Raw genomic sequence first — 24,272 nt, 5'->3', positions numbered from 1 at the left:
CTTCTTTAATGGGAAACGACGGTCTGCGCAGGCGCAGGGGCAGCATCTTTGAACAACTTGCTGTTGCCCCAACACTCTTCGTAGCGATGACCGACCAGATCCTCCACGATAACTCGTACATCCGGCGCGATATCGCTGATTTTTCCGCCCGCTTTGATCCGCGCGACTTCCTGCAGCACCACCAGATGAGCTTTACGATCCAGCTTCATCTGCTTGCTGAAGACGATGGCGGCCAACGCTAACGCGATCACCCCGACGCAGAATACCACCGCGATAGCGGTCACCGCGCTTTCCGGTTGGCTGTGCGCTTTTGACTGGAAACCGTAGAAGCTCAGGATCGCCCCCATCGAGAACACCACAATCGAGCGCAGAATTTTCCCTGAGAAGGTCATGGCGCCGGCATAGATCCCTTCCCGACGGCGTCCGGTGTAGATCTCATCGACATCGGCCAGGAAGGTGTAAACGGTCCAGGGAATGTAGTAAACCCCGCCGGTACCCAGGCCGAACAGCACGGTAATGCCGAACATCAGCACCGTCGCCAGGCCTGATGGCAGATGGAAGAACCACAGCGAGGTATACAGCAGGACCGCGAAAATCACGATCCCCAGCGCCAGAATATAGGGTTTACTGAAGCCTTTTTTTACGCACAGGCCGATAAACAGCGCTGTAGAGATCAGTTGCAGAATCGAGTTCAGGCTATTCAGTCCGGCGACCATCGCCGGGTCGTGCTGAAGAACGAATATCACGAAATAGGTAAAGATGGAGGCAAACAGCCATTCAGCGCCAAACCCGCACAGGTACATACCAAGATGTTTGCGGAATACGCGCAGATAAAAGGTGGAACGCATGTCTTTTGCCAGCGACAGCAGGGTGCTCAGCAGCCCTTTCCTGGCGCTGGTTTCTATCTCTTCCTCGCGCTTTCGTTCCCAGCTGCAAAGCCACAGGCAGGAAATCGCGACGATGAGGATAACGCCGTAGGTCAGACCGGTGAGGAAGAAAGGGGTGGCAGAATCTTTGCCATACAGCAGAATGAACTGTCCGGGAATAAACGCCGCAAGGAAGTTGGCTAGCTTGCCGAAAATGGCTTTATAGCCGGTCAGTTTTGAGCGCAGCGAGAAATCATCGGTCATCTCTGTCGCCAGCGTTTCATAAGGTACCATGATAGAGGTGTAGATGATCTCAAACACCACATAGGTGCAGAGGTAGTACCAGAAACTCAGGCCTTCCACCCACAGCAGCGGGTAGAACATCATCAAGGGGATCCCGATCAGCAGAAAGAAACGCCGGCGGCCAAAGCGCTTGCCTAAGCGCGTTTTGCCAAAGTTATCGGTGAGATAGCCCATCAGCGGGTTGCTGATAGCATCGATGATGCTGGCGACGGAGAAGATAAATGAGGCCTCGATCAGCGTCAGGCCGCAAAAAGTCGTATAAAAATAGAGCAGCCAGGCGCCGCTTATCGCCAGCGCGCCACTCCCCAACAGATTACCACCGCCGTAAGCTAACTGATGGCGTAACAAGATCGGTCTTCCCTGCAGCCCTTCAGGGGCTGAAGCCGTGTATCTAGCCATAAAAAATAAACCTCGTGTTTTATATTTTTGAAACACTGTTTTTATATTTCTTTGTGGCTTGATAAAAAGTGACCGCGCTCACTAATCCCTGAGAAGGGGTAACGGTGACGAGGGAATGCGATCGCGTTAAAACTTTTTTATTCTATTGGGGAATAAATGAGGTGGAAAAATTGACATAACTGATTTAAAGCGAGAGACGGGGCAGCGTGGGCACGCTCCCCCTGACAGAGCGAAAATGGCTGACTAATGCGGCTTCCGTGGTTCTCCGACCAATGCCATCAGACGCCGATCGGTCTGCTCCATTCCGAGACCAGCTTTATCGGCATTGCGGATTTCCTCAAGCACGCTTTGCAACAGCAGACCATCCTGTTGCTGCTCTTCCGCCAGCAGCGTCAGAAATCGCCAGGTGTTGTCGTCGCTTTGTGCCCTGGCTTCTTCGGCAAGACCGCTCAGCATACTGCTTCGCTGTTGGTAATCGTTCAGGGTTTGGGTAAACAGATCTTCCAGCGAGGTGCATTCGGGATTACAGGCGCGGTCGGGATTCACTATCGGCCAGCTGCCGGCTTTTTTCAGATAGTCAAATACGCGCATGGTGAGGGTAATGCTGCTTTGCGCGCGGGTGCGCAAAAATGTCGCGGCGCCGTCGAAGCGATGCCGGGCACACCACTCGCTTAAGTTCAGGTAAACGTTAGAGGCGTGAAACTCAAGATTCATCTGGGTGTTTAGCTTTTGTGCCATTCCTGGAACTGCCATAAAAAAATATCCTTATTAACCGGGAAGGGGTTACTGATGCGTGTCGACAGATCCTGCGGATAACCACAAGATAAAATAGTGACACGCGGCACTGTTGCAGAATAATAAAACTCTACACATTCCGTATGAGTCGGGTATTTTTTCCATTTGCCGACGATTTAAGAATACTCGCTCAACGGAATTAAGAAAACTCTCAATCGCGGTAATTTACGTTTTGTTACACCATTATTTTTAGAGGGTATCTGGACTGAAATCATGTGCCGTTGGCCGGGGCTTGCTGGCATCGCGTTAGTGATAAGTTATAGGTATTTGACTACGAAATTTGTCGTAGAACAGAGCGGAATAAGTTATTTCAAGCGTAATGTTTCTGGCTAATGATCATTATTTTTATTTTTTGTTGCAGGCTTTTATTTGAAGCGGAATATTTTTTCAATTCGGTATTAATTACGGAAAAGATCCGTTTTTTCGCGATATTAAGCGGTCCCGGTCGCCCGGCGATACGGGGCTGTTGTCACTTAAGAGGCACAGAGGCGAACGCCCTTTACGAGGCCGGCAATCGCCGGGGATAACAGCGCTGTAACCCTCTGTTAAACATCCTCTGACATCACAAGGATAAGTCTGCTGGTGGTATAGATGATCCTGCTATAGCCCGGTAAAATTGTATGACAATTGTGTCATTTTTTATGTCATTTTTTGCTAAATGTATGCACGCAATTACTGTAATTCCGCGATGTGATAATGCTCTCGTATGGAGAAATAATTTCCGGGTATTACTACTCTAACAACGGCAGTGGGGAATGCGATTTTTCTAATGCCTTGTTTTGATGCCGATAAAATTGTTAATTCCGATTTTTCCCTACATGAAAGCGAATTAAAGCTGGAGTTTACCATGCACAAATTTACTAAAGCGCTGGCGGCCATTGGTCTCGCTGCGGTTATGTCACAATCAGCTATGGCGGAAAATTTGAAACTGGGTTTTCTGGTGAAGCAGCCGGAAGAGCCATGGTTCCAGACTGAGTGGAAATTTGCTGATAAAGCAGGAAAAGATTTAGGGTTTGACGTCATTAAAATTGCGGTTCCGGATGGTGAGAAAACCCTCAACGCAATCGACAGCCTGGCAGCCAGCGGCGCGAAGGGCTTTGTCATCTGTACCCCCGATCCCAAGCTCGGGTCGGCGATTGTCGCCAAAGCGCGCGGCTATGACATGAAGGTCATTACCGTCGATGACCAGTTCGTCAATGCGAAAGGCAAACCGATGGAGAGCGTACCGCTGGTGATGATGGCGGCCAGCGAAATCGGCGCCCGCCAGGGGCAGGAACTCTATAAAGAGATGCAAAAACGCGGCTGGGATGTTAAAGACACCGCGGTGATGGCTATCACCGCCGATGAGCTGGACACCGCCCGTCGTCGCACCACCGGCTCCATCGATGCCCTGAAGGCAGCCGGCTTCCCGGACGCGCAAATCTACCGCGTGCCGACAAAATCTAACGATATCCCGGGGGCGTTTGACGCCGGTAACTCCATGCTGGTCCAGCACCCGCAGGTGAAACACTGGCTGATCGTGGGGATGAACGACAACACCGTGCTCGGCGGCGTGCGTGCCACTGAAGGCCAGGGCTTTAAAGCACCGGATGTGATTGGCATCGGCATCAACGGTGTGGATGCGGTCAACGAACTGTCGAAGGCGCAACCGACCGGCTTCTATGGTTCCCTGCTGCCAAGCCCGGATATTCATGGCTATAAAACCAGCGAAATGCTCTACAACTGGGTCACTAAGGGCGTTGAGCCGCCGAAGTTCACGGCGGTGACCGATGTGGTGCTGATTACCCGCGATAACTTCAAAGAAGAGCTGGCGAAAAAAGGGCTGTAACAGCCCGGTTGAACTGGCCCCCGCCGCGGCGGGGGCTGAGTGCTGAAGAGCGGAGTCGTTATGCAACAGTCTACCCCTTATCTCTCATTTCGCGGCATCACCATGACGTTCCCTGGCGTAAAGGCTTTGTCCGATATCAGTTTTGACTGCTACCCCGGACAGATCCACGCGCTGATGGGTGAAAATGGCGCAGGCAAATCGACGCTGCTGAAAATTCTCAGCGGCAACTATATTCCGACCGCTGGCCACCTGCAGATCGGCGGCCAGCAGATGGCGTTCAGCAATACCATGGAGGCGCTGAACGCCGGCGTGGCGATTATCTACCAGGAGCTGCATCTGATCCCGGAGATGACCGTCGCCGAAAATATCTATCTTGGCCAGCTACCGCACAGAGGCGGTATCGTCAACCGATCGTTGCTCAACTATGAGGCCCGCCTGCAGCTGGAACATCTGGGGCTGGATATCGATCCGGAGACGCCGCTGAAGTATCTCTCTATAGGCCAGTGGCAGATGGTGGAGATTGCCAAAGCGCTGGCGCGCAATGCCAAGATCATCGCTTTCGATGAACCGACCAGTTCGCTCTCCGCCCGCGAGATAGACAATCTGTTTCGCGTTATCCGCGAACTGCGGGAGGAGGGGCGAGTCATCATCTATGTTTCGCACCGGATGGAAGAAATTTTTGCCCTCAGCGATGCCATCACCGTCTTTAAGGATGGCCGCTATGTCTGCACTTTTGACGATATGCCGAGCGTCAGTCATGACGCCCTGGTTCAGGCGATGGTGGGGCGCAATCTGGGCGATATATACGGCTGGAAACCTCGCCCCTATGGCGAAGAGCGGCTGCGTCTGGAGGAGGTCAAAGCACCGGGCGTGCGTACGCCGGTCAGCCTCTCGGTACGCAGTGGCGAAATCGTCGGCCTGTTCGGGCTGGTGGGCGCCGGGCGCAGCGAACTGATGAAAGGCTTATTTGGCGGCACCCGGATCACCGGCGGTCAGGTGTATATCGATGGCCAGCCCGTCGACATTCGTAAACCGGCCCAGGCCATCCAGGCCGGGATGATGCTGTGCCCGGAAGATCGCAAAGCAGAGGGGATTATTCCGGTTCACTCCGTACGCGACAATATCAATATCAGCGCCCGGCGCAAGCATATTCACGCTGGCTGCCTGATCAACAACGCCTGGGAGGCAGACAATGCCGATCAGCATATCCAGTCGCTGAACATTAAAACGCCTGGCCCGGAACAGCTGATCATGAACCTGTCGGGCGGCAACCAGCAGAAAGCGATCCTTGGCCGCTGGCTGTCGGAAGAGATGAAGGTGATCCTGCTCGATGAGCCCACCCGCGGCATCGACGTCGGCGCCAAACATGAAATTTACAACGTGATATATGGCCTCGCCGCCTCAGGTGTTGCCGTGGTGTTTGCCTCCAGCGACCTGCCGGAAGTGCTGGGCGTCGCTGACCGCATCGTGGTGATGCGCGAGGGGCAAATCGCCGGCGAACTGCTGCATGACGAAGCCAATGAACAGCAGGCGTTAAGCCTTGCGATGCCAAAAGTGAGTCAGGCTGTCGCCTGAGTAAGGAGTAAATGATGTCATCTGTGACTACGTCTGGCGCTACCCGCTCTGCCTTTAGCTTTGCCCGCATTTGGGATCAGTTTGGCATGCTGGTGGTGTTTGCTGTGCTGTTTATCGGCTGCGTAATTTTTGTGCCCAACTTTGCCTCATTCGTCAATATGAAGGGGCTGGGGCTGGCGATCTCGATGTCCGGAATGGTGGCCTGCGGCATGCTCTTCTGCCTGGCCTCCGGCGATTTTGACCTGTCGGTGGCGTCGGTTATCGCCTGTGCCGGGGTCACTACCGCAGTGGTGATTAACCTGAGCGAAAGCCTGTGGCTGGGGATTGCCGCCGGCCTGCTGCTGGGCGCGGTCAGTGGTCTGGTCAACGGCTTTGTCATTGCGCGCCTGAAGATTAACGCCCTGATCACCACCCTCGCGACGATGCAAATCGTCCGGGGCCTGGCCTACATTATCTCCGACGGGAAAGCGGTGGGGATCGAAGATGAGCGCTTCTTCACTCTCGGCTACGCCAACTGGTTTGGTCTGCCGGCGCCAATCTGGCTGACGGTCGCCTGCCTGGTGGTTTTCGGATTATTACTAAACAAAACCACCTTTGGCCGTAATACGCTGGCTATTGGCGGCAATGAAGAGGCGGCGCGTCTGGCCGGGGTCCCGGTGGTGCGCACCAAGATTATTATCTTTGTGCTCTCCGGTCTGGTATCGGCCGCCGCGGGGATCATTCTGGCGTCGCGGATGACCAGCGGCCAGCCGATGACCTCCATTGGCTATGAGCTGATTGTTATTTCAGCCTGCGTGCTGGGCGGGGTATCGCTGAAGGGCGGGATCGGCAAGATCTCCTACGTGGTCGCCGGGATCCTGATCCTCGGGACCGTGGAGAACGCGATGAACCTGCTGAACATCTCGCCTTTCTCACAATACGTCGTGCGCGGTGTGATCCTGCTGGCGGCGGTGATTTTTGACCGCTACAAACAAAAAGCCAAACGCGCGGCCTGATTTCAGGCATAACTTTTAAGTCTACAGAGTAATTACCGCCAGCGCCCGTTTCGCTGGCGGTAACTATCAAAAATGGCGAGGTTGGTCACACTGTCTATACTTACATGGCTAACATATAATTAACAACCAGCTTCGGCTGGCCATGATAAGGAGGAAACAGGGTGGATAACCAGATATCTGTACCGCCTGCGCTAACCGGAAACTACGCTTTTTTCTTTGACCTCGACGGTACTCTTGCCGATATCCAACCGCACCCCGATCAGGTGGTGATACCCGACAACACGCTGCAGGCGCTCAACGCGCTGGCCCAGCAGCAGGGTGGGGCGGTGGCATTGATTTCAGGGCGCTCAATGGCTGAACTTGACGCGCTAACCCATCCCTGGCGGCTACCGCTGGCCGGCGTTCACGGGGCAGAACGCCGTGATATCAATGGTAAAACCTATATCGTTTCTCTGCCGTCGGCGCTGCGCGATGAAATCGCGACTGAGCTGACCTCGGCGCTGCAGGGGCTCCCCGGCTGCGAGCTGGAGAGTAAGGAGATGGCCTTCGCGCTGCACTACCGCCAGGCTCCGCAGCAGCAGAGCGCAGTACTGGAGCTGGCTCAGCGCATCGTTCAGCGCTACCCGCTGCTGGCACTGCAGCTGGGTAAATGTGTGGTGGAGATTAAACCCCGCGGAGTGAACAAAGGGGAGGCGATCAGCGCCTTCATGCAGGAGGCGCCGTTTGCCGGCCGCGAACCGGTTTTTGTCGGCGATGATTTGACCGATGAGGCGGGATTTAGCGTGGTTAATCAACTGCAGGGAATGTCGGTAAAAGTCGGCGCCGGGGAAACTCAGGCGCACTGGCGGTTGGCGGATGCCGCCGCTGTAAGGACGTGGTTGCAACATTTGGCGTATGACGCGCAAACCGAAAGGAGGGATGACCATGAGTCGTTTAGTCGTAGTCTCTAACCGTATCGCCTTACCGGACGATAAAAAATCGAGCGCTGGCGGTCTGGCCGTCGGCATCCTGGGGGCACTGAAAGCGGCGGGGGGTCTGTGGTTTGGCTGGAGCGGCGAAATTGGCGATGACCAGCAGCCGCTGAAGCAGGTCTCCCGCGGAAATATCTCCTGGGCGTCGTTCAACCTGAATGAACGGGACCATGATGAATATTACAACCAGTTTTCCAACGCCGTGCTGTGGCCGGCCTTCCACTATCGTCTTGACCTGGTCAGCTTCCAGCGCGAAGCCTGGGAGGGATATCTGCGGGTCAACGCGATGCTGGCCGACAAGCTTCTGCCGCTGATCGAGCCAGACGATACGCTGTGGATCCATGATTACCATCTGCTGCCGTTCGCCAGTGAACTGCGTAAGCGCGGAGTGAACAACCGGATCGGCTTTTTTTTGCATATTCCATTCCCGACGCCGGAGATTTTTAACGCGCTACCGCCGCATGCCGAGCTGCTGGAGCAACTGTGCGATTACGATCTGCTGGGCTTCCAGACCGAAAGCGACAGAACCGCCTTTCTTGACAGCATTGCCATGCAGACCCGGCTCTCCGATCTCGGGGACAAACGCTATCAGGCATGGGGTAAGGCGTTCAGTACCGAGGTTTATCCGATTGGGATCGATCCGGACGAAATTACGCGCAACGCCAAAGGCCCGCTGCCGCCGAAGCTGGCCCAGCTGAAGAATGAGCTGAAAAATGTGAAGAATATCTTCTCCGTGGAGCGGCTTGACTACTCGAAAGGGTTGCCGGAGCGATTCCTCGCCTATGAGACGCTGCTTGAGAAGTACCCTCAACATCATGGCAAGATCCGTTATACCCAGATCGCGCCCACTTCCCGTGGCGATGTACAGGCCTATCAGGATATTCGTCACCAGCTGGAAACGGCAGCCGGACGCATCAATGGCCAGTTTGGCCAGCTTGGCTGGACCCCGCTCTACTACCTGAACCAGCATTTTGACCGTAAGCTGCTGATGAAGGTCTTCCGCTACTCTGACGTCGGGCTGGTGACGCCGCTGCGTGATGGCATGAACCTGGTGGCGAAAGAATACGTCGCAGCGCAGGATCCGGATAACCCCGGGGTGCTGGTCCTGTCGCAGTTTGCCGGGGCGGCGCAGGAGCTGACCAGCGCGCTGATCGTCAACCCTTACGATCGCGATGAGGTTGCCACCGCGCTGGATCGTGCTCTCAGCATGCCGCTGCCGGAACGTATCGCCCGTCATTCCGCGATGCTGGACGTGATCAGAGAGAATGATATTCATAACTGGCAGGCGCGTTTTGTCGACGATCTGCAGCATATTTCGCCGCGCAGCGAGGAGAGCCGCCTGCGGGGGAAGATAGCCACCTTCCCTAAACTGGCCTAGTTCAGGAAAAGGGCTAACCGGCGTTAGCCCTTTTCAAGGGAAACCAGCAGAACATCGACGCCGCTACTGCCGACGATATTTTTCGCCGAGCAGGTGGCGCGCGAGAAAAGCGAGTGGTTGTGATTGCCGCAGATCACCAGATCAACCTTGTGCGACTGGCAAAAGTCTTTGACATGGTGACCCAGTTCGCCGCAGGCGATGGTCATTTTTTCTATCGGATAGTCCGCCTGACGTGCCAGCTCATTGAGAAACTCCCGCGTTTCTTCCTGCATCAGCTCACGCAGATTTTCCATCATCGGTGCGGCGAACTGGTTATACATTTCCGGATCCGTGGCGAAGGTAATAAAGCTCACTTTCGCGTTAACGGGGCGGGCAATCGACACCGCTTTTTTAATTAATATCTGACTCTCCGGCGTTGGCGCGACGGCAACCAGCAGATGTGAATAAGGCATCTGGCCTCCTTGAGATACGCGGAATAACCCTTCTTTCTTTACTCCTGTTTCCCCAGCGGCGCAAGGGTTGCTCCCGTGATTTGCGACGCTCTTCGCCAGTCCGTGTTTTCCTCACAAGATCACATAAATGAACCTACCTTTTTATTTAAAAGAAATGCTGTTTTATAAATGAGTGAAGTAGAGGCATCGTCTCTTTGTCATTTTGCCACCGGCAGTTGTTCCGTGGCAAAAACACAAAGGTAACGTCGTTTCACTGCTTTTAGTGTAGCCAGGTACCCACTCCCTTCCGGTGGCAAATCCGGAACGATTGTCGGCGTTCTTTTAATAAAAGACACAGGATCACGGCGATGAAAACACGAAAAATTGGACTGGCTAACTACCTGGCCTACGGCGCGGGCGATTTTCTCGGCGCCGGCACGACAGCACTAACTGCCGCATGGCTACTCTACTTTTACACGACCTTCTGCGGACTGACCCCAATTGAGGCCACGCTTATTTTTGCTGCTGCCCGCGTGCTGGATGCGGTGGTGAGCCCGCTGATGGGCTTTCTCACCGATAACTTCGGCACCACCTGGCTCGGAAAGCGCTTCGGCCGCAGAAAATTCTTTATTCTGCTCGGCATTCCGTGCGTATTCAGCTATTCAGCGATGTGGGTCGGCGAGATGGGCTTCTGGTACTACCTCGTCACCTATCTGCTGTTTGATATGGTTTACACCATGATTCTGGTGCCCTACGAAACGCTGGTGCCAGAGATGACCGATGACTTTAAACAGAAAACCAAATTTTCCGGCGCGCGCATCTCGATGGCGCAAATGTCGGCGATTTTAGCCTCCTTTCTGCCGGGGATCCTCCTCACCTGGCTCGGGAAAGACAATGCCAGCTCATTCTTTTATGCCAGTCTGGTGTTCTCGGTCCTGTGCGCGGTGATGCTGACCTTCGTCTGGTGCTTCACGTGGGAACGGCCGCGTGAGGCGTGGTCAGAGGCGGCGCTGCGGGCGGAAGCGGAAAAACAAAACTTAACCCTCGCTCAGAGCCTCAATCGCCTGGTGATTGAGCTAAGCTCCACGCTGCGGATAAAAATTTTCCGCCAGCACCTCGGCATGTATCTGGGGGGCTATATCGCCCAGGACGTCTTCAATGCCGTGTTTACCTACTACGTGGTCTTTGTCCTGATGCAGGAAGCCTCTGTCGCCTCGAATCTGCTCGGGACGATGGCCATCTTCCAGTTTATTGCGGTGATCGCCATGATCCCGTTGTGCATTCGCTTTGGCCCCGCGCCGTCCTACCGCATGGTGGTGGTCCTGTTTGGCCTGAGCTCGCTCTCGTATGCGCTGCTCTATTACGCCGGACTGAGCGACGTCTATTCCTTACTGCTGCTCATCTCTGCTGTCGCCGGACTGGGACGCGGCGGGATTAACTACGTACCGTGGAATACCTACACCTATATTGCCGACGTCGACGAGGCGATCACCGGCCAGCGCCGCGAAGGAATTTTTGCCGGCATCATGACGCTGACCCGCAAAGCCTCGCAGGCGGGGGCGGTCATGCTGGTGGGTATCATCATGCAGCTGTCAGGGTTTGTCTCCGGGCAAAAAATACAACCGCCAGGCGTGAGCCATACCATTTTACTGATCCTCAGCGTCGGCACCCTGGTGGTGTTAGCCTGCGGCTTCCTCGTCTCGCTACGCTTCAAGCTCAACCTGCACACCCACAGCATCCTGCGCAGTGAAACCCTCAGAATGCGCGATCTCGGCTGTGCCCAGCCGGAACAGACCATTGCGGAACACCGCGCGGTGGTCGAGATGCTGGCGGGGATGCCTTACGACTGCCTGTGGGGCAATAACAATATTGGCTATCTGAATCGTCATAAACCTGCTGCCCCGGGGCTCACCCAGGGCGGCGCTTTGAATTCGACATACACCCGAGGTTAACAACATGAAAGTTTGGCCAGTCAAACATAGCCCATTACTGTGTCAGCCTGAGCGTTTTATCGCCCGCAGCGAACTGCAGGCACTGATCCGCAACGTGACGCAAAACCTGGTGAACATTAAGGATGAGAGCGGGCAATTTTTACTGCGCCTCGATGACGGGCGCGTGATCGATACCAAAGGCTGGGCCGGCTGGGAGTGGACCCACGGCGTTGGGCTGTACGGCATCTATCAGTATTATCAGCAAACCGGCGATATCGAGATGCGCGATATCATCGACCGCTGGTTTGCCGACCGCTTCGCCGAGGGGGCAACGACCAAAAACGTCAATACGATGGCCCCGTTCCTGACCCTGGCATACCGCTTTGAAGAGACCGGCCGGATGGCGTATCTGCCGTGGCTGGAGAGCTGGGCGGAGTGGGCGATGCATGAGATGCCGCGCACCGAGCAGGGCGGCATGCAGCACATGACTCTGGCGGAGGAGAACCATCAGCAAATGTGGGATGACACGCTGATGATGACCGTGTTGCCGTTAGCCAAAATTGGCAAGCTGCTTCACCGCCCACAGTATGTGGAGGAGGCGACCTACCAGTTCCTGCTCCATGTGCAGAACCTGATGGACCGGGAGACCGGGCTGTGGTTTCACGGCTGGAACTATGAGGGACGGCACAACTTTGCCCGGGCGCGCTGGGCGCGGGGCAACAGCTGGCTCACCATGGTGATCCCGGATTTTCTGGAGCTGGTGGATCTCCCCGAGGGGAACGCGGTACGGCGTTATCTGATGACGGTACTCGACGCACAGATTGCCGCCTTAGCAAAATGCCAGGACGACAGCGGCCTGTGGCATACCCTGCTGGACGATCCGCACTCTTATCTTGAGGCCTCCGCGACCGCCGGCTTTGCCTACGGCATTCTCAAAGCGGTGCGCAAGCGTTACGCCGGGCAGCACTATGCCGGGGTGGCTGAAAAAGCGATTCGCGGGATTGTGCAGAATATTTCGCCGCAGGGGGAGCTGCTGCAGACCTCGTTTGGCACCGGAATGGGGGCAGACCTTGATTTTTATCGCCAGATCCCGCTTACCTCTATGCCCTATGGCCAGGCGATGGCGATCCTTTGTCTGACGGAGTATCTGCGCAAGTATTTCTGAGCAGGGGCCCCGCTGACGGGGCGCCGAATAAAACTAACCCGGCTTTCGCCGGGTTGTTTGTTACATACGCTCTACGGTTTCGATACCCAGGGTATCGAGACCCAGCTTGAGGGTTTTCGCCGTCAACAGCGCCAGCTTCAGGCGGCTGTTGCGGGTCTCTTCGCTTTCCGCGCTGAGGATCGGGCAATGCTCGTAGAAGCCGGAGAATAGCCCCGCCAGATCGTACAGGTAAGCGCACATCACGTGCGGCGTCCCTTCGCGAGCGACCACGGAGAGGGTCTCTTCAAACTGCAGCAGGCGCGCGGCCAGCTGGGCTTCGCGATCTTCGGCGATGACCACCGGTGCATCGTTCATCGCGTTTTCGTCGATGCCGGCTTTGCGGAACACGGAGAGCACGCGGGTATAGGCATACTGCATATACGGCGCGGTGTTGCCTTCGAACGCCAGCATATTATCCCAGTCAAAAACGTAATCGGTGGTGCGGTTTTTCGACAGATCGGCATATTTCACCGCGCCGATACCGACCACTTTCGCCAGATTTTCCAGCTCGTCAGCCGACATGTCCGGGTTCTTCTCCGCTACCAGGCGACGGGCGCGCTCCAGCGCTTCGTCCAGCAGATCGGCCAGCTTCACGGTACCGCCGGCGCGGGTTTTAAACGGCTTGCCGTCTTTCCCCAGCATCATACCGAACATATGGTGCTCCAGCGGCACAGAGTCCGGCACGTAGCCTGCTTTACGCACGATGGTCCACGCCTGCATCAGGTGCTGGTGCTGACGAGAGTCGATGTAATAGAGCACGCGGTCGGCGTGCAGCGTTTCATAGCGATACTTCGCGCAGGCGATATCGGTGGTGGTGTAAAGGTAGCCGCCATCTTTTTTCTGGATGATGACGCCCATCGGTTCGCCTTCCTTGTTTTTGTACTCATCAAGGAACACCACGGTGGCGCCTTCGCTCTCGACGGCCAGCCCTTTGGCTTTCAGATCGGCGACGATCCCCGGCAGCATCGGGTTGTACAGGCTCTCACCCATTACGTCATCGCGGGTCAGCGTCACATTCAGGCGATCATAGGTGATCTGGTTTTGCGACATGGTGATGTCGACCAGCTTACGCCACATCTGCAGGAAGTACTGATCGCCGCCCTGCAGTTTAACCACGTAGCTACGTGCGCGCTCGGCAAAGGCTTCGTCTTCATCGTAGTGCTTTTTCGCTTCGCGATAGAAACCTTCGAGGTCGGCCAGGGCCATCTCACCGGCGTTTTCCTGCTGCTGTTTTTCCAGATACGCGATCAGCATACCGAACTGGGTGCCCCAGTCGCCGACGTGGTTGGCGCGGATCACCTTATGACCCAGGAACTCCAGGGTACGGACTGAAGCATCGCCAATGATGGTCGAACGCAGATGGCCAACGTGCATCTCTTTCGCTACGTTGGGTGCCGAGTAGTCGACGACGATAGTCTGCGCCTGCGGTTTCGTGACGCCCAGGCGCTCAGACTGCAGCGCGCGGTTGACGTTGTCCGCCAGAAAAGCAGGATCGAGGAAAATATTGATAAAGCCCGGCCCGGCGATTTCAACCTTGTTGGCAATGCCGTTGAGGTCAAGATGAGACAGTACCTGCTCTGCAAGTTGTCGCGGCGCCATGCCCAGTTTTTTGGCGACAGCCATCACGCCGTTGGCCTGATAGTCACCGAACTGAACTTTTGCTGACTGGCGGACCTGAGGTTCGCAATCGGCAGGCGCGCCTGCCGCGATCAGGGCCTGGCTGACTTTTTCTGAGAGAAGAGCCTGAATATTCACCGGAATACCTTACGTGTAATGCGCCTGCCCCCGAGGGAGGCAGCGCCATAATGTGGACAAATTAGGGCGGGAGTATACTGCATTTGTCCCCGTCCGTCAGCATTGCGCGCGGCGCGGCGGCGTGCGCAATCCATCGCCGTTCAGTTGCCCATCAGCAGGGTGGCGGTTGGTCCGCAGACCGAAACACGGTAAATTACCTTTTCATTACTGACGAGCATCATTGACGAGCAAACCCATGGCAAACTGGCAGCAAATTGAACAACTGGCCGATATTACGGCGGATCTCCCGCGATTTTCCGATGCGCTTCAGCGCTTCACTGCGCGACTGGGACTGGAGATCGCCGGGCTCGACGCCGACCATATCTCCCTGCGCTGTCATCAGAATACCACTGCGGAACGCTGGCGCCGCGGTCTGGAACAGTGCGGAACCCTGCTGTCGGAGAATATGATCAACGGCCGGCCTATCTGCCTGTTCAAGCTGGCGGAGCCGGTCTGCGTGGCGCACTGGCGCTTCCATATCATTGAGCTGCCGTGGCCGGGTGAAAAGCGTTATCCCCATGAAGGATGGGAGCATATTGAAATTGTCCTGCCTGGCGATCCGGCAACCTTAAATGCCCGCGCGCTGGCGCTGCTGGCCGATGATGGACTCAGCCAGCCGGGGATCGTCGTCAAAACCAGCTCGCCGAAAGGGCAGCATGAGCGTCTGCCGAATCCCACCCTGGCGGTGACCGACGGCAGCGTGACGGTGAAATTTCATCCGTGGTCGATTGAACAAATCGTCGCCAGCGAGCAAGCTGATACGTAACAGTGTGAAGCCGCGCGGCGTCTGCCGCGTGAAATCATGACATGCTGCAAAGGTTGTCTGGATCAGGGAGAGAGGAATGGCGGTACTGGAAGTGTGTTGCTACAGCATGGCGTGCGCTCGGGAGGCTGAGCGCTGCGGCGCCGATCGTATTGAACTCTGCGCCGCGCCGCAGGAAGGGGGATTAACACCCTCTTATGGGGTGCTGGTCTCGGTCCGCGAGGCGATTACCCTCCCGGTGCATCCGATCGTTCGCCCGCGCGGCGGCGATTTCTGCTACACCGAAGAGGAGTTCGCCGCGATGCTTAGCGATATCTGCATGGTGCGGGAGCTCGGCTTTCCCGGGGTGGTGACCGGCGTACTGAATGCCGATGGCCAGGTCGATATCCCGCGGATGAAAAAAATAATGGCCGCGGCCGGGCCGCTGGCGGTGACCTTTCATCGCGCGTTCGATCTGTGTGCCGACCCGCGTCAGGCCTGGAAGACGCTGGGTGAGCTGGGGGTTAAACGTATCCTGACTTCCGGTCAGCAATCCTCGGCGGAGAAAGGTATTTCATTAATTACGGAACTTATTGCCGCAGGGGATACTCCAATCATTATGGCCGGTGCGGGAGTGCGCGCCGCGAACTTGCCGCTGTTGCTGCAGGCGGGGGTGAAAGAGGTTCATAGCTCTGCAGGCCAGTGGTTGCCATCGGAGATGCGCTTTCGTCATCCAGGCGTTTCGATGTCAGCCGATCCCGATGCGGACGAATACAGGCGCTACGCCGTCAATGGCGAAGCGGTGGCGGAGATGAAAGGGATTATCTCCGCCTGGAGAAGTTAAACGGTTTTTTGCTGCACATCATGTCGCCCAATATGATGATTGCCCGTACCAGGCCCCTGCCCATTAAACAGGGGCCTTTTTTTATCTCGCTTTTTTTGCCAGCGACTGCTGCGTTTCCGGTTTGGTGGCGATAATCACCGCGCGCAGCGGAGCCGGATACCCCTCCACGGTTTTGCGCTGATCCTGCGGGTCGAGGAAATCGGCCAGCGATTCACTGGTCATCCATTCGGTGCGCCGCTGCTCATCGGTCGAGGTGACGCAGGCATCGACGATGCGCACATCGATAAACCCGCACTTCTCCAGCCACATTTTCAGGGCCGCCGCCGAGGGAATAAAATAGACGTTGCGCATCTGCGCATAGCGGTCGCCCGGAACCAGCACCGTATTTTCATCCCCTTCGACCACCAGCGTCTCCAGCACCAGCTCGCCTCCCGGCGCCAGCTGATCTTTCAGCTGCCACAGATGGTCCAGCGGCGAGCGGCGATGGTAGAGCACGCCCATCGAGAACACGGTGTCGAAGGCCTCCAGCGCCGGCAGCTGCTCGATGCCCAGCGGCAGGAGATGCGCCCGCTGGTCGTTGCCGAGCAGCTTACGCACCGCTTCAAACTGGCACAGGAACAGCTGGGTGGGATCGATGCCGACCGCCAGATGCGCGCCGGCGCCGATCATTCGCCACATGTGATAGCCGCTGCCGCAGCCCACGTCGAGGATAGTCCGCCCGGTAAGATCGGACAGGTGCGGCAGGACGCGCTCCCATTTCCAGTCGGATCGCCATTCGGTATCGATGTTGATGCCGTACAGCGAATAAGGCCCTTTGCGCCACGGCATCAGGTTTTTAAGCAGGTTTTCTACCCGCAGCTGATGACCTTCGCTGAGCGGCGTTTCGCTCTCGGCGGTGACGCTGTGCAGGAGATCCAGACGCCACGGCGTTAATTCCGGAAGAAACTCAACGGCGCGCTCCCATTCGCGAAACTTGCCGTGCAGGGCCTCGCGCTGCCAGGCGGCTACCTGAGCTGGCAAGGTTTCCAGCCAGTGAGACAGCGGGCTTTTGGCGATCAGCTGATAGAAGTTACTGAAGTCGATCATGCCTGCTCCCCGGATTTTACTGCCACCAGCGAGCCAAAGTTAAAGCACTGGAACCACAGTTCGGCATGTTCAAACCCAGCCTGACGCAGGCGAGCTTTATGGGTTTCCACGGAGTCCGTCAGCATCACGTTTTCCAGCATGCTGCGTTTCTGGCTGATCTCCAGCTCGCTGTAGCCGTTCGCGCGTTTAAAGTCATGATGCATATTGAACAGCAGCTCGCCGACGTGGGCGTCTTCGAAGCTGAATTTCTCCGAGAGCACCAGCGCGCCGCCCGGATTAAGCCCCTGATAGACTTTATTGAGGATCGCCTGGCGATCGCCCGGCTCAAGGAACTGAATGGTAAAGTTCAGGATCACCAGCGAGGCGTTTTCAATGGCCACATCGCGGATATCCCCTTCAATGACCTCGACCGGCGTCGGCGCTTTATAGGCGTCAATATGGCGACGGCAGCGCTCTACCATCGCGGGAGAGTTGTCGATGGCGATAATGCGACAGCCCGGATGACTAATATTGCGGCGCACAGAGAGGGTGGCGGCGCCCAGCGAACAGCCAAGATCGTAAACCTGGGTGTTGGGCTGAACGAAGCGCTCGGCCAGCATGCCGATCATCGAGATGATATTGGAATAGCCGGGCACAGAGCGCTGGATCATATCCGGGAAGACTTCAGCAACCCGTTCATCAAAGGTCCAGTCGCCGAGGCTGGCAATCGGCGCGGAAAAAAGCGTATCGCGGTGAGACATAACGTTAAACCCGAAAAAACGAAAACGGCGTATTGTGCGCTAACGGAGGGAGAAAACCAACTCCCAGGGCATATACCAGAGGTTGGCCAGCACCATCAGCAACAACGCGCACCAGGTGGCGCTCATGCCGGAGCGGCGCCAGTGGTAGACGCGGTGATGAAAACCCCAGGAGTGCATCAGTCGCCCGACAATCAATAAAATGCCGCAAACGTGCACCATCCAGGTCTGGGCGCCGTTCATCTCCATAAATAACAGCAAAATGAGGCCAATCGGCACATATTCGACGGCATTACCGTGAACGCGGATGGCGACCTGTAGCTCGCTAAAGCCGCCGTCACCGTAGCCTACATGGTATTGGGTGCGTAACCGCACCACGTCGAACGAGAACTTCACTAACAATAACGCACCTAAAACGGCATACAGCGCGCTGACCATACGAAAACTCCCTTTAACTCTGGCAGATGGCTCCGATTATGATAGCAGGATATCAGAAAAGGGAGGATTGCTGCGGAATCGACGGCGCATTTCCTGCCGCCGGCAGGGCGGTGCGCAGATCGCTCCACAGCGTATCGACCAGCGTCGGCGCGTAAGCAATGTCTGGGGTATGCAGGAACAGCCACGGGGTGCCAGACTGATGCCACTTCGGCAGGGTCTGCAGCCAGACGCGAAACAGTTCCCGGTTGTGGGCCATGTCGTCACCGCCGATAAAGCGTACCATCGGCTGCCGGGCGGTCATCACCGCATGTACCGGCACTTTGGGTTTCTTTTTCTGCGCGTCGATCATCGCCGGACTGGTGGCCGCAGCGCTGTGGACCGGGCGGCTATCGAGGATCACGCGGTTAACGTTGCGCTCGTGCAGCCCGCGGTTGAGCTGCTGTTCCGCTTCGCCTTTGGCGAAGAATTCGGGGTGACGAACCTCGACGCCGTAGGTGAAATCCTTCGGCAGCCCGTCGAGAAAATGCCATAGCGCGGGGAGATCGCGAGGACCGAAGGTCGCCGGCAGCTGCAGCCAGTACTGGCCGATGCGCGAGGCCAGCGGCGCCAGGCGGGCAAAAAATTCACTGCTTAAATCGTCGCAATGACGCAGGGCGGCCTGGTGCGAGATGGTGGCCGGGAATTTAAAGCAGAAGCGGAAGTCATCATGGGTTTGTTCATACCAGCGGGTGACAATCTCCGGCTTCGGTAGCGCATACAGGGTGGTGTTACCCTCCACGCAATTGAAGTGGCGGGCGTACTCTTCAAGGCTGGTGATGCCAAGGCGCACCCATTTCGGGTGCGACCACTGGGGAAGCCCAATATAAATCATAGCGCGGCGAGGATCTCCTCGGTGCTGCGCACCCGACCGATGCGCGGGAAAATATGCGTCATGCTGCCCTGATGCTGCTCGGCGGAGGCGGCGCTGCAGGCATCTTCGGCGATGACCAGGTTAAAACCCAGCTCCCAGGCGTTGCGGGCGGTGGATTCGACGCCGATGTTGGTGGAGATACCGCAGAGAATAATGGTGTCGATACCGCGGCGGCGCAGCTGAAGCTCAAGGTCGGTGCCATAGAACGCGCCCCACTGGCGTTTGGTCACTTCGATATCGCTCTCCTGCTTACCCAGCGTGGCCGGGTAGGTCCACCAGTTTTCAGGCAGCGTATGCGCCCCGGCCTGAGCGTCGACAGGCTGTTTCAGCGCTTCGGCGAAATCGGACGACCAGCCGACGCGGACCATGATGACCGGTGAACCCTGTTGTCGACACTTGTCTGCCAGGCGAGCGGCACGCGCCACCACCTCGTCAGCCCGATGTGGTCCGCCGGCAAAAGGCAGAATGCCTTCCTGCAGATCGATCACCACCAGCGCCGTTTTTTTTGCATTGAGTTCTAACATGGTATCCCCGTATCTTCTTCTGTTGTCAGGCGGCTACAATACCTGCGCGGCTTCAGCAAAAGGGTAACAAATATTGTTAATTTATGTGAGTGTAGACGTTAAGCGCGCAGCAAAGCAGCGTACATCGTGCGTCGGACTTATCGAACGACAGAATTTCCAGTATAATAGCCGCCTTTTTTCATTCAGTTGTGACATCAGCTAAAGCTGCGACCTCGTCGCCTGCAGGGCAGACGACAATCCGCCGACGGCTAAGTTAAGGGATATCTCATGCGTACAGAATATTGCGGACAGCTTCGACAGTCCCACGTTGGGCAGCAGGTGACTCTGTGTGGTTGGGTCAACCGCCGTCGCGATCTCGGTAGCCTCATTTTTATCGATATGCGCGACCGCGAAGGCATCGTTCAGGTGTTTTTCGACCCGGATCGTGCGGATGCGTTGAAATTAGCCTCTGAACTGCGTAATGAGTTCTGCATTCAGGTCACTGGCACCGTCCGCGCGCGTGAAGAGAAAAACATCAACGCGGACATGGCCACCGGCGCCATCGAAGTGCTGGCCTCCGATCTGACGATTATTAACCGTTCAGAATCGCTGCCGCTGGACTCCAATCACGTCAACACCGAAGAAGCGCGTCTGAAATACCGCTACCTCGACCTGCGTCGTCCGGAAATGGCGCAGCGTCTGAAAACCCGCGCGAAAATCACCAGCTTTGTGCGCCGCTTTATGGACGACCATGGCTTCCTCGACATCGAAACTCCGATGCTGACCAAAGCCACCCCGGAAGGCGCTCGCGATTACCTCGTGCCTTCCCGCGTGCATAAAGGCAAATTTTACGCGCTGCCGCAGTCTCCGCAGCTGTTCAAACAGCTGCTGATGATGTCCGGGTTCGATCGCTATTATCAGATCGTTAAATGTTTCCGCGATGAAGACCTGCGTGCCGACCGTCAGCCTGAATTTACCCAGATCGATGTGGAAACCTCCTTTATGACCGCGCCGCAGGTGCGTGAGATCATGGAAGCAATGGTGCGTCAGCTGTGGCTGGAAATTAAAGGCGTCGACCTGGGTGATTTCCCGATCATGACCTTCGCCGAAGCCGAACGTCGCTATGGCTCCGATAAACCGGATCTGCGTAACCCGATGGAGCTGGTGGACGTCGCCGACCTGCTGAAGTCCGTCGAATTCGCGGTCTTTGCCGGCCCGGCCAACGATCCGAAAGGGCGCGTGGCGGCGCTGCGCGTCCCGGGCGGTGCCTCTCTGACCCGCAAGCTGATTGACGAATACGGCAACTTTGTGAAGATCTACGGCGCGAAGGGACTGGCCTATATTAAAGTGACCGAGCGTGCGAAAGGCATGGACGGGATCAACAGCCCGGTGGCGAAATTCCTCACCGCTGAGATCGTGGAAGCGATCCTCGAACGCACCGGCGCGCAGGACGGCGATATGATCTTCTTCGGCGCCGACAACAAGAAAGTGGTGGCGGACGCGCTGGGCGCGCTGCGTCTGAAGCTCGGTAAAGACCTGAGCCTGACTGACGAGAGCAAATGGGCGCCGCTGTGGGTGATCGACTTCCCGATGTTCGAAGACGACGGCGAAGGCGGCCTGACGGCGATGCACCATCCGTTCACTTCGCCAAAAGATATGACCGCGAACGAGCTGAAAGCTGCGCCGGAAGAGGCCGTAGCGAACGCCTATGATATGGTCATTAACGGTTATGAAGTCGGCGGCGGTTCTGTTCGTATTCACCGTGGCGACATGCAGCAGACCGTATTTGGTATTCTGGGCATTAATGAACAAGAGCAGCGTGAAAAATTCGGCTTCCTGCTGGATGCGCTGAAATACGGTACGCCGCCGCACGCGGGTCTGGCGTTCGGTCTTGACCGTCTGACCATGCTGCTGACCGGTACCGATAACATCCGCGACGTTATCGCCTTCCCGAAAACCACCGCCGCGGCCTGTCTGATGACCGAAGCGCCAAGCTTCGCCAATCCGGCTGCGCTCGGTGAACTGGGTATTCAGGTTGTGGAGAAAGAGGCGAAAGCGTCTCTGGAGAACAAGTAATATGTCATTTAAGCTGCCCGTTTCGGTGCTGGTGGTGATTTACGCCGAAGATACGAAACGGGTGCTGATGTTACAGCGGCGCGACGATCCCGCGTTCTGGCAGTCGGTGACCGGCAGCCTGGAAGCAGGAGAGACCGCGCTGCAGGCCGCCGCGCGTGAAGTAAAGGAAGAGGTCGCCATTGATGTTGCCTGCGAGCAACTGACCTTAATTGACTGTCAGCGCACGGTGGAGTTCGAGATATTTTCTCATTTGCGTCATCGCTATGCGCCGGGTGTAGAGCGCAATACAGAATTCTGGTTCTGTCTTGCGCTGCCTCATGAGCGGGAGATTACCTTCACCGAACATCTGGCCTACCGCTGGGTCAGCGCGACGGAAGCCGCTGCGCTGACCAAGTCGTGGAGCAACCGGCAGGCGATTGAAGAATTTGTAATTAACGCCGCCTGAAAGGGCGCGCTTTTTGGAGAGTTTTTTATGGCAGGTCATAGTAAATGGGCCAACACCAAACACCGCAAAGCGGCACAGGATGCTAAACGCGGTAAAATCTTTACGAAAATCATTCGCGAGCTGGTGACTGCGGCGCGTCTGGGCGGCGGCGATCCGGCTTCCAACCCGCGCCTGCGTGCGGCCGTTGATAAAGCGCTGTCTAACAACATGACGCGCGACACCCTGAACCGCGCCATCGCGCGCGGCGTCGGCGGTGATGAAGACGCGAACATGGAAACCATCATTTACGAAGGCTATGGCCCTGGCGGTACCGCGGTAATGGTGGAATGTCTGTCCGACAACCGTAACCGTACCGTTGCGGAAGTGCGTCACGCTTTCACCAAAACCGGTGGTAACCTCGGTACCGACGGCTCCGTGTCCTACCTGTTCAGCAAGAAAGGCGTCATCTCCTTCGAGAAAGGCGATGAAGACACCATTATGGAAGCGGCGCTGGAAGCTGGCGCAGAAGACGTGGTGACCTATGACGACGGCGCCATCGACGTCTACACCGCGTGGGAAGAGATGGGCGCTGTGCGCGACGCGCTGGAAGCCGCTGGCCTGAAAGCCGACGCTGCCGAAGTCTCGATGATCCCGTCCACCAAAGCGGATATGGATGCCGAGACGGCGCCGAAGCTGCTGCGTCTGATCGATATGCTGGAAGACTGCGACGACGTGCAGGAAGTGTACCATAACGGCGAGATCTCCGACGAGGTCGCGGCCACCCTGTGATGCAGTCGCATCCACGGTTAACTGGAGGCGCGTGATGGCTATTATTCTCGGCATTGACCCGGGGTCGCGCGTCACCGGTTATGGCGTGATCCGCCAGGTTGGACGGCAGTTGAGCTACCTTGGCAGCGGATGCATCCGCACCAAAGTGGACGATCTGCCGTCGCGGCTGAAGCTGATCTACGCCGGGGTGACGGAAATCATCACCCAGTTTCAGCCCGACTATTTCGCCATTGAGCAGGTCTTTATGGCGAAGAACGCCGATTCGGCGTTAAAGCTTGGGCAGGCGCGGGGAGTGGCGATCGTTGCAGCGACCAATCAGTCGCTGCCGGTGTTTGAATACGCCGCCCGTCAGGTCAAGCAGACCGTTGTCGGGATCGGCAGCGCCGAAAAGAGCCAGGTTCAGCACATGGTGCGCACCTTGCTCAAACTGCCTGCCAATCCGCAAGCGGATGCGGCGGATGCGCTGGCGATTGCCATCACCCATTGCCATATCAGCCAGAATGTTGCTCAGGTCAGCGAGACCCGGCTCAATCTGGCGCGAGGGCGCTTACGATAATCGCAAATCAGGCTGGATATCTATCCAGCCTTTTTTTATGATACCGCCAGATACTTAGACCATAACGCAGGAGCCCCACGTGATAGGCAGACTCAGAGGCATCATTCTCGAAAAACAACCCCCGCTGGTGTTGCTGGAAACGGCGGGCGTCGGCTATGAAGTGCATATGCCAATGACCTGCTTCTATGAGCTGCCGGAGGCCGGTCAGGAGGCGATAGTCTTTACCCACTTTGTGGTGCGTGAAGATGCCCAGCTGCTGTATGGTTTTAACAACAAACAGGAACGTACGCTGTTTAAAGAGCTGATTAAAACCAACGGTGTGGGGCCAAAGCTGGCGCTGGCGATCCTCTCCGGCATGTCGGCGCAGCAGTTCGTCAATGCCGTTGAGCGGGAAGAAGTCGCCTCGCTGGTGAAGCTGCCGGGGATTGGCAAAAAAACCGCAGAACGCCTGATCGTCGAGATGAAAGACCGTTTCAAAGGGCTGCACGGCGACCTGTTCACTCCGGCGGCCGATCTGGTGCTGACCTCGCCGGCAGGCCCGACGGCAGATGATGCCGAACAGGAAGCGGTTGCCGCGCTGGTCGCGCTGGGCTATAAACCGCAGGAGGCCAGCCGGATGGTAAGCAAGATTGCCCGTCCGGACGCCAACAGTGAAACGCTAATCCGCGAAGCGCTGCGCGCCGCGTTGTGAGGTAAG

The 24,272-nt window shown here is 56.7% G+C and carries 23 protein-coding genes and 1 pseudogene; 15 read left to right on the top strand and 9 right to left on the bottom strand.

Going from position 1 to position 24,272, the window contains the following annotated elements; genetic code table 11:
• Positions 1 to 5: 5 nt before the first annotated feature.
• On the bottom strand, positions 6 to 1,517 hold the full coding sequence (locus FHW76_RS02005; RefSeq protein ID WP_012541237.1) for an MFS transporter: 1,512 nt from the start codon (positions 1,515 to 1,517) through the stop codon (positions 6 to 8).
• Positions 1,518 to 1,582: 65 nt separating this feature from the next.
• On the opposite strand from FHW76_RS02005, the pseudogene FHW76_RS26610 reads away from it, so the two are divergent.
• Positions 1,583 to 1,747, top strand: a pseudogene (locus FHW76_RS26610) (succinate dehydrogenase).
• Between the two features lie 64 nt (positions 1,748 to 1,811).
• Here FHW76_RS26610 and FHW76_RS02000 read toward each other — a convergent pair.
• Positions 1,812 to 2,321 (bottom strand): non-heme ferritin-like protein, encoded by a 510-nt coding sequence (locus FHW76_RS02000; protein ID WP_012541238.1) that lies wholly within the window; start codon positions 2,319 to 2,321, stop codon positions 1,812 to 1,814.
• An 889-nt stretch (positions 2,322 to 3,210) separates the two neighbouring features.
• Between FHW76_RS02000 and FHW76_RS01995 the strand changes: the two genes are divergently transcribed.
• The 5 genes from FHW76_RS01995 to otsA all read left to right on the top strand — a co-directional run bounded on the left by FHW76_RS01995 (position 3,211) and on the right by otsA (position 9,110).
• Positions 3,211 to 4,191, top strand: a complete 981-nt coding sequence (locus FHW76_RS01995) for an arabinose ABC transporter substrate-binding protein (RefSeq protein ID WP_002911518.1) — start codon at positions 3,211 to 3,213, stop codon at positions 4,189 to 4,191.
• Positions 4,192 to 4,251: 60 nt separating this feature from the next.
• A complete protein-coding gene (gene araG / locus FHW76_RS01990; protein WP_016161396.1) occupies positions 4,252 to 5,766 on the top strand; it encodes an L-arabinose ABC transporter ATP-binding protein AraG in 1,515 nt (504 codons plus the stop codon).
• Positions 5,767 to 5,780: 14 nt separating this feature from the next.
• Positions 5,781 to 6,761 carry an L-arabinose ABC transporter permease AraH gene (araH, locus tag FHW76_RS01985; RefSeq protein ID WP_004203438.1) on the top strand — a complete coding sequence of 327 codons (981 nt, stop codon included), beginning with the start codon at positions 5,781 to 5,783 and terminating at the stop codon, positions 6,759 to 6,761.
• A 161-nt stretch (positions 6,762 to 6,922) separates the two neighbouring features.
• Positions 6,923 to 7,711 carry a trehalose-phosphatase gene (gene otsB, locus FHW76_RS01980; protein ID WP_008804233.1) on the top strand — a complete coding sequence of 263 codons (789 nt, stop codon included), beginning with the start codon at positions 6,923 to 6,925 and terminating at the stop codon, positions 7,709 to 7,711.
• A complete protein-coding gene (otsA, locus tag FHW76_RS01975; RefSeq protein WP_012967674.1) occupies positions 7,686 to 9,110 on the top strand; it encodes an alpha,alpha-trehalose-phosphate synthase in 1,425 nt (474 codons plus the stop codon). The genes otsB and otsA overlap by 26 nt, the downstream gene beginning before the upstream one ends.
• A 23-nt stretch (positions 9,111 to 9,133) precedes the next feature.
• Here otsA and uspC read toward each other — a convergent pair whose 3' ends face one another.
• The gene (gene uspC, locus FHW76_RS01970) at positions 9,134 to 9,562 is read right to left on the bottom strand and encodes a universal stress protein UspC (protein WP_008804235.1); all 429 of its coding nucleotides are present in this window, start codon (positions 9,560 to 9,562) and stop codon (positions 9,134 to 9,136) included.
• A gap of 347 nt (positions 9,563 to 9,909) precedes the next feature.
• Here uspC and FHW76_RS01965 point away from each other — a divergent pair, with 347 nt between their 5' ends.
• Positions 9,910 to 11,493: an MFS transporter gene (locus FHW76_RS01965; RefSeq protein WP_012541243.1), complete on the top strand. Its 1,584-nt coding sequence runs from the start codon at positions 9,910 to 9,912 to the stop codon at positions 11,491 to 11,493.
• Positions 11,494 to 11,497: 4 nt separating this feature from the next.
• Entirely contained in the window at positions 11,498 to 12,637 is a 1,140-nt protein-coding gene (locus tag FHW76_RS01960) for a glycoside hydrolase family 105 protein (RefSeq protein ID WP_154045535.1), read from the top strand.
• 60 nt (positions 12,638 to 12,697) lie between these two features.
• Here FHW76_RS01960 and argS read toward each other — a convergent pair whose 3' ends face one another.
• Positions 12,698 to 14,431 (bottom strand): arginine--tRNA ligase, encoded by a 1,734-nt coding sequence (argS, locus tag FHW76_RS01955; RefSeq protein WP_012541245.1) that lies wholly within the window; start codon positions 14,429 to 14,431, stop codon positions 12,698 to 12,700.
• 235 nt (positions 14,432 to 14,666) lie between these two features.
• Here argS and FHW76_RS01950 point away from each other — a divergent pair, with 235 nt between their 5' ends.
• On the top strand, positions 14,667 to 15,236 hold the full coding sequence (locus FHW76_RS01950) for a VOC family protein (protein ID WP_008804239.1): 570 nt from the start codon (positions 14,667 to 14,669) through the stop codon (positions 15,234 to 15,236).
• A 76-nt stretch (positions 15,237 to 15,312) separates the two neighbouring features.
• Complete coding sequence (cutC, locus tag FHW76_RS01945) at positions 15,313 to 16,056, top strand: copper homeostasis protein CutC (protein WP_008804240.1); 744 nt, start codon at positions 15,313 to 15,315, stop codon at positions 16,054 to 16,056.
• An 81-nt stretch (positions 16,057 to 16,137) separates the two neighbouring features.
• On the opposite strand, the gene cmoB is transcribed toward cutC, so the two are convergent.
• Genes cmoB through FHW76_RS01920 form a run of 5 tightly spaced genes read right to left on the bottom strand, consistent with a single transcriptional unit; the run spans position 16,138 to position 19,751 of the window.
• A complete protein-coding gene (gene cmoB / locus FHW76_RS01940) occupies positions 16,138 to 17,142 on the bottom strand; it encodes a tRNA 5-methoxyuridine(34)/uridine 5-oxyacetic acid(34) synthase CmoB (protein ID WP_008804241.1) in 1,005 nt (334 codons plus the stop codon).
• Positions 17,139 to 17,882 (bottom strand): carboxy-S-adenosyl-L-methionine synthase CmoA, encoded by a 744-nt coding sequence (gene cmoA, locus FHW76_RS01935; protein WP_008804242.1) that lies wholly within the window; start codon positions 17,880 to 17,882, stop codon positions 17,139 to 17,141. Before cmoA ends, cmoB begins: the two co-directional genes overlap by 4 nt.
• A 39-nt stretch (positions 17,883 to 17,921) precedes the next feature.
• Positions 17,922 to 18,317, bottom strand: a complete 396-nt coding sequence (locus FHW76_RS01930) for an MAPEG family protein (RefSeq protein ID WP_008804243.1) — start codon at positions 18,315 to 18,317, stop codon at positions 17,922 to 17,924.
• A gap of 52 nt (positions 18,318 to 18,369) precedes the next feature.
• Complete coding sequence (locus FHW76_RS01925; RefSeq protein ID WP_012967677.1) at positions 18,370 to 19,188, bottom strand: DUF72 domain-containing protein; 819 nt, start codon at positions 19,186 to 19,188, stop codon at positions 18,370 to 18,372.
• On the bottom strand, positions 19,185 to 19,751 hold the full coding sequence (locus FHW76_RS01920) for a hydrolase (RefSeq protein ID WP_012541248.1): 567 nt from the start codon (positions 19,749 to 19,751) through the stop codon (positions 19,185 to 19,187). Before FHW76_RS01920 ends, FHW76_RS01925 begins: the two co-directional genes overlap by 4 nt.
• A gap of 267 nt (positions 19,752 to 20,018) precedes the next feature.
• Here FHW76_RS01920 and aspS point away from each other — a divergent pair, with 267 nt between their 5' ends.
• The 5 genes from aspS to ruvA all read left to right on the top strand — a co-directional run bounded on the left by aspS (position 20,019) and on the right by ruvA (position 24,266).
• Positions 20,019 to 21,806, top strand: a complete 1,788-nt coding sequence (gene aspS, locus FHW76_RS01915) for an aspartate--tRNA ligase (RefSeq protein WP_008804246.1) — start codon at positions 20,019 to 20,021, stop codon at positions 21,804 to 21,806.
• Between the two features lies 1 nt (position 21,807).
• The gene (gene nudB / locus FHW76_RS01910; RefSeq protein WP_002911477.1) at positions 21,808 to 22,251 is read left to right on the top strand and encodes a dihydroneopterin triphosphate diphosphatase; all 444 of its coding nucleotides are present in this window, start codon (positions 21,808 to 21,810) and stop codon (positions 22,249 to 22,251) included.
• A 27-nt stretch (positions 22,252 to 22,278) separates the two neighbouring features.
• Entirely contained in the window at positions 22,279 to 23,019 is a 741-nt protein-coding gene (locus FHW76_RS01905; protein ID WP_002911459.1) for a YebC/PmpR family DNA-binding transcriptional regulator, read from the top strand.
• Between the two features lie 34 nt (positions 23,020 to 23,053).
• Positions 23,054 to 23,575 (top strand): crossover junction endodeoxyribonuclease RuvC, encoded by a 522-nt coding sequence (gene ruvC / locus FHW76_RS01900; RefSeq protein ID WP_008804247.1) that lies wholly within the window; start codon positions 23,054 to 23,056, stop codon positions 23,573 to 23,575.
• A 79-nt stretch (positions 23,576 to 23,654) separates the two neighbouring features.
• Positions 23,655 to 24,266, top strand: a complete 612-nt coding sequence (gene ruvA / locus FHW76_RS01895; RefSeq protein WP_002911454.1) for a Holliday junction branch migration protein RuvA — start codon at positions 23,655 to 23,657, stop codon at positions 24,264 to 24,266.
• The last annotated feature ends 6 nt before the right edge of the window (positions 24,267 to 24,272 follow it).

Source organism: Klebsiella sp. RC2 (assembly GCF_014192815.1).
In the GTDB taxonomy this organism is placed as follows: Bacteria; Pseudomonadota; Gammaproteobacteria; order Enterobacterales; family Enterobacteriaceae; genus Klebsiella; species Klebsiella variicola.
The sequence above is the reverse complement of the archived record's forward strand: the minus strand, read 5'-3'. Positions and strand labels throughout refer to the sequence as shown.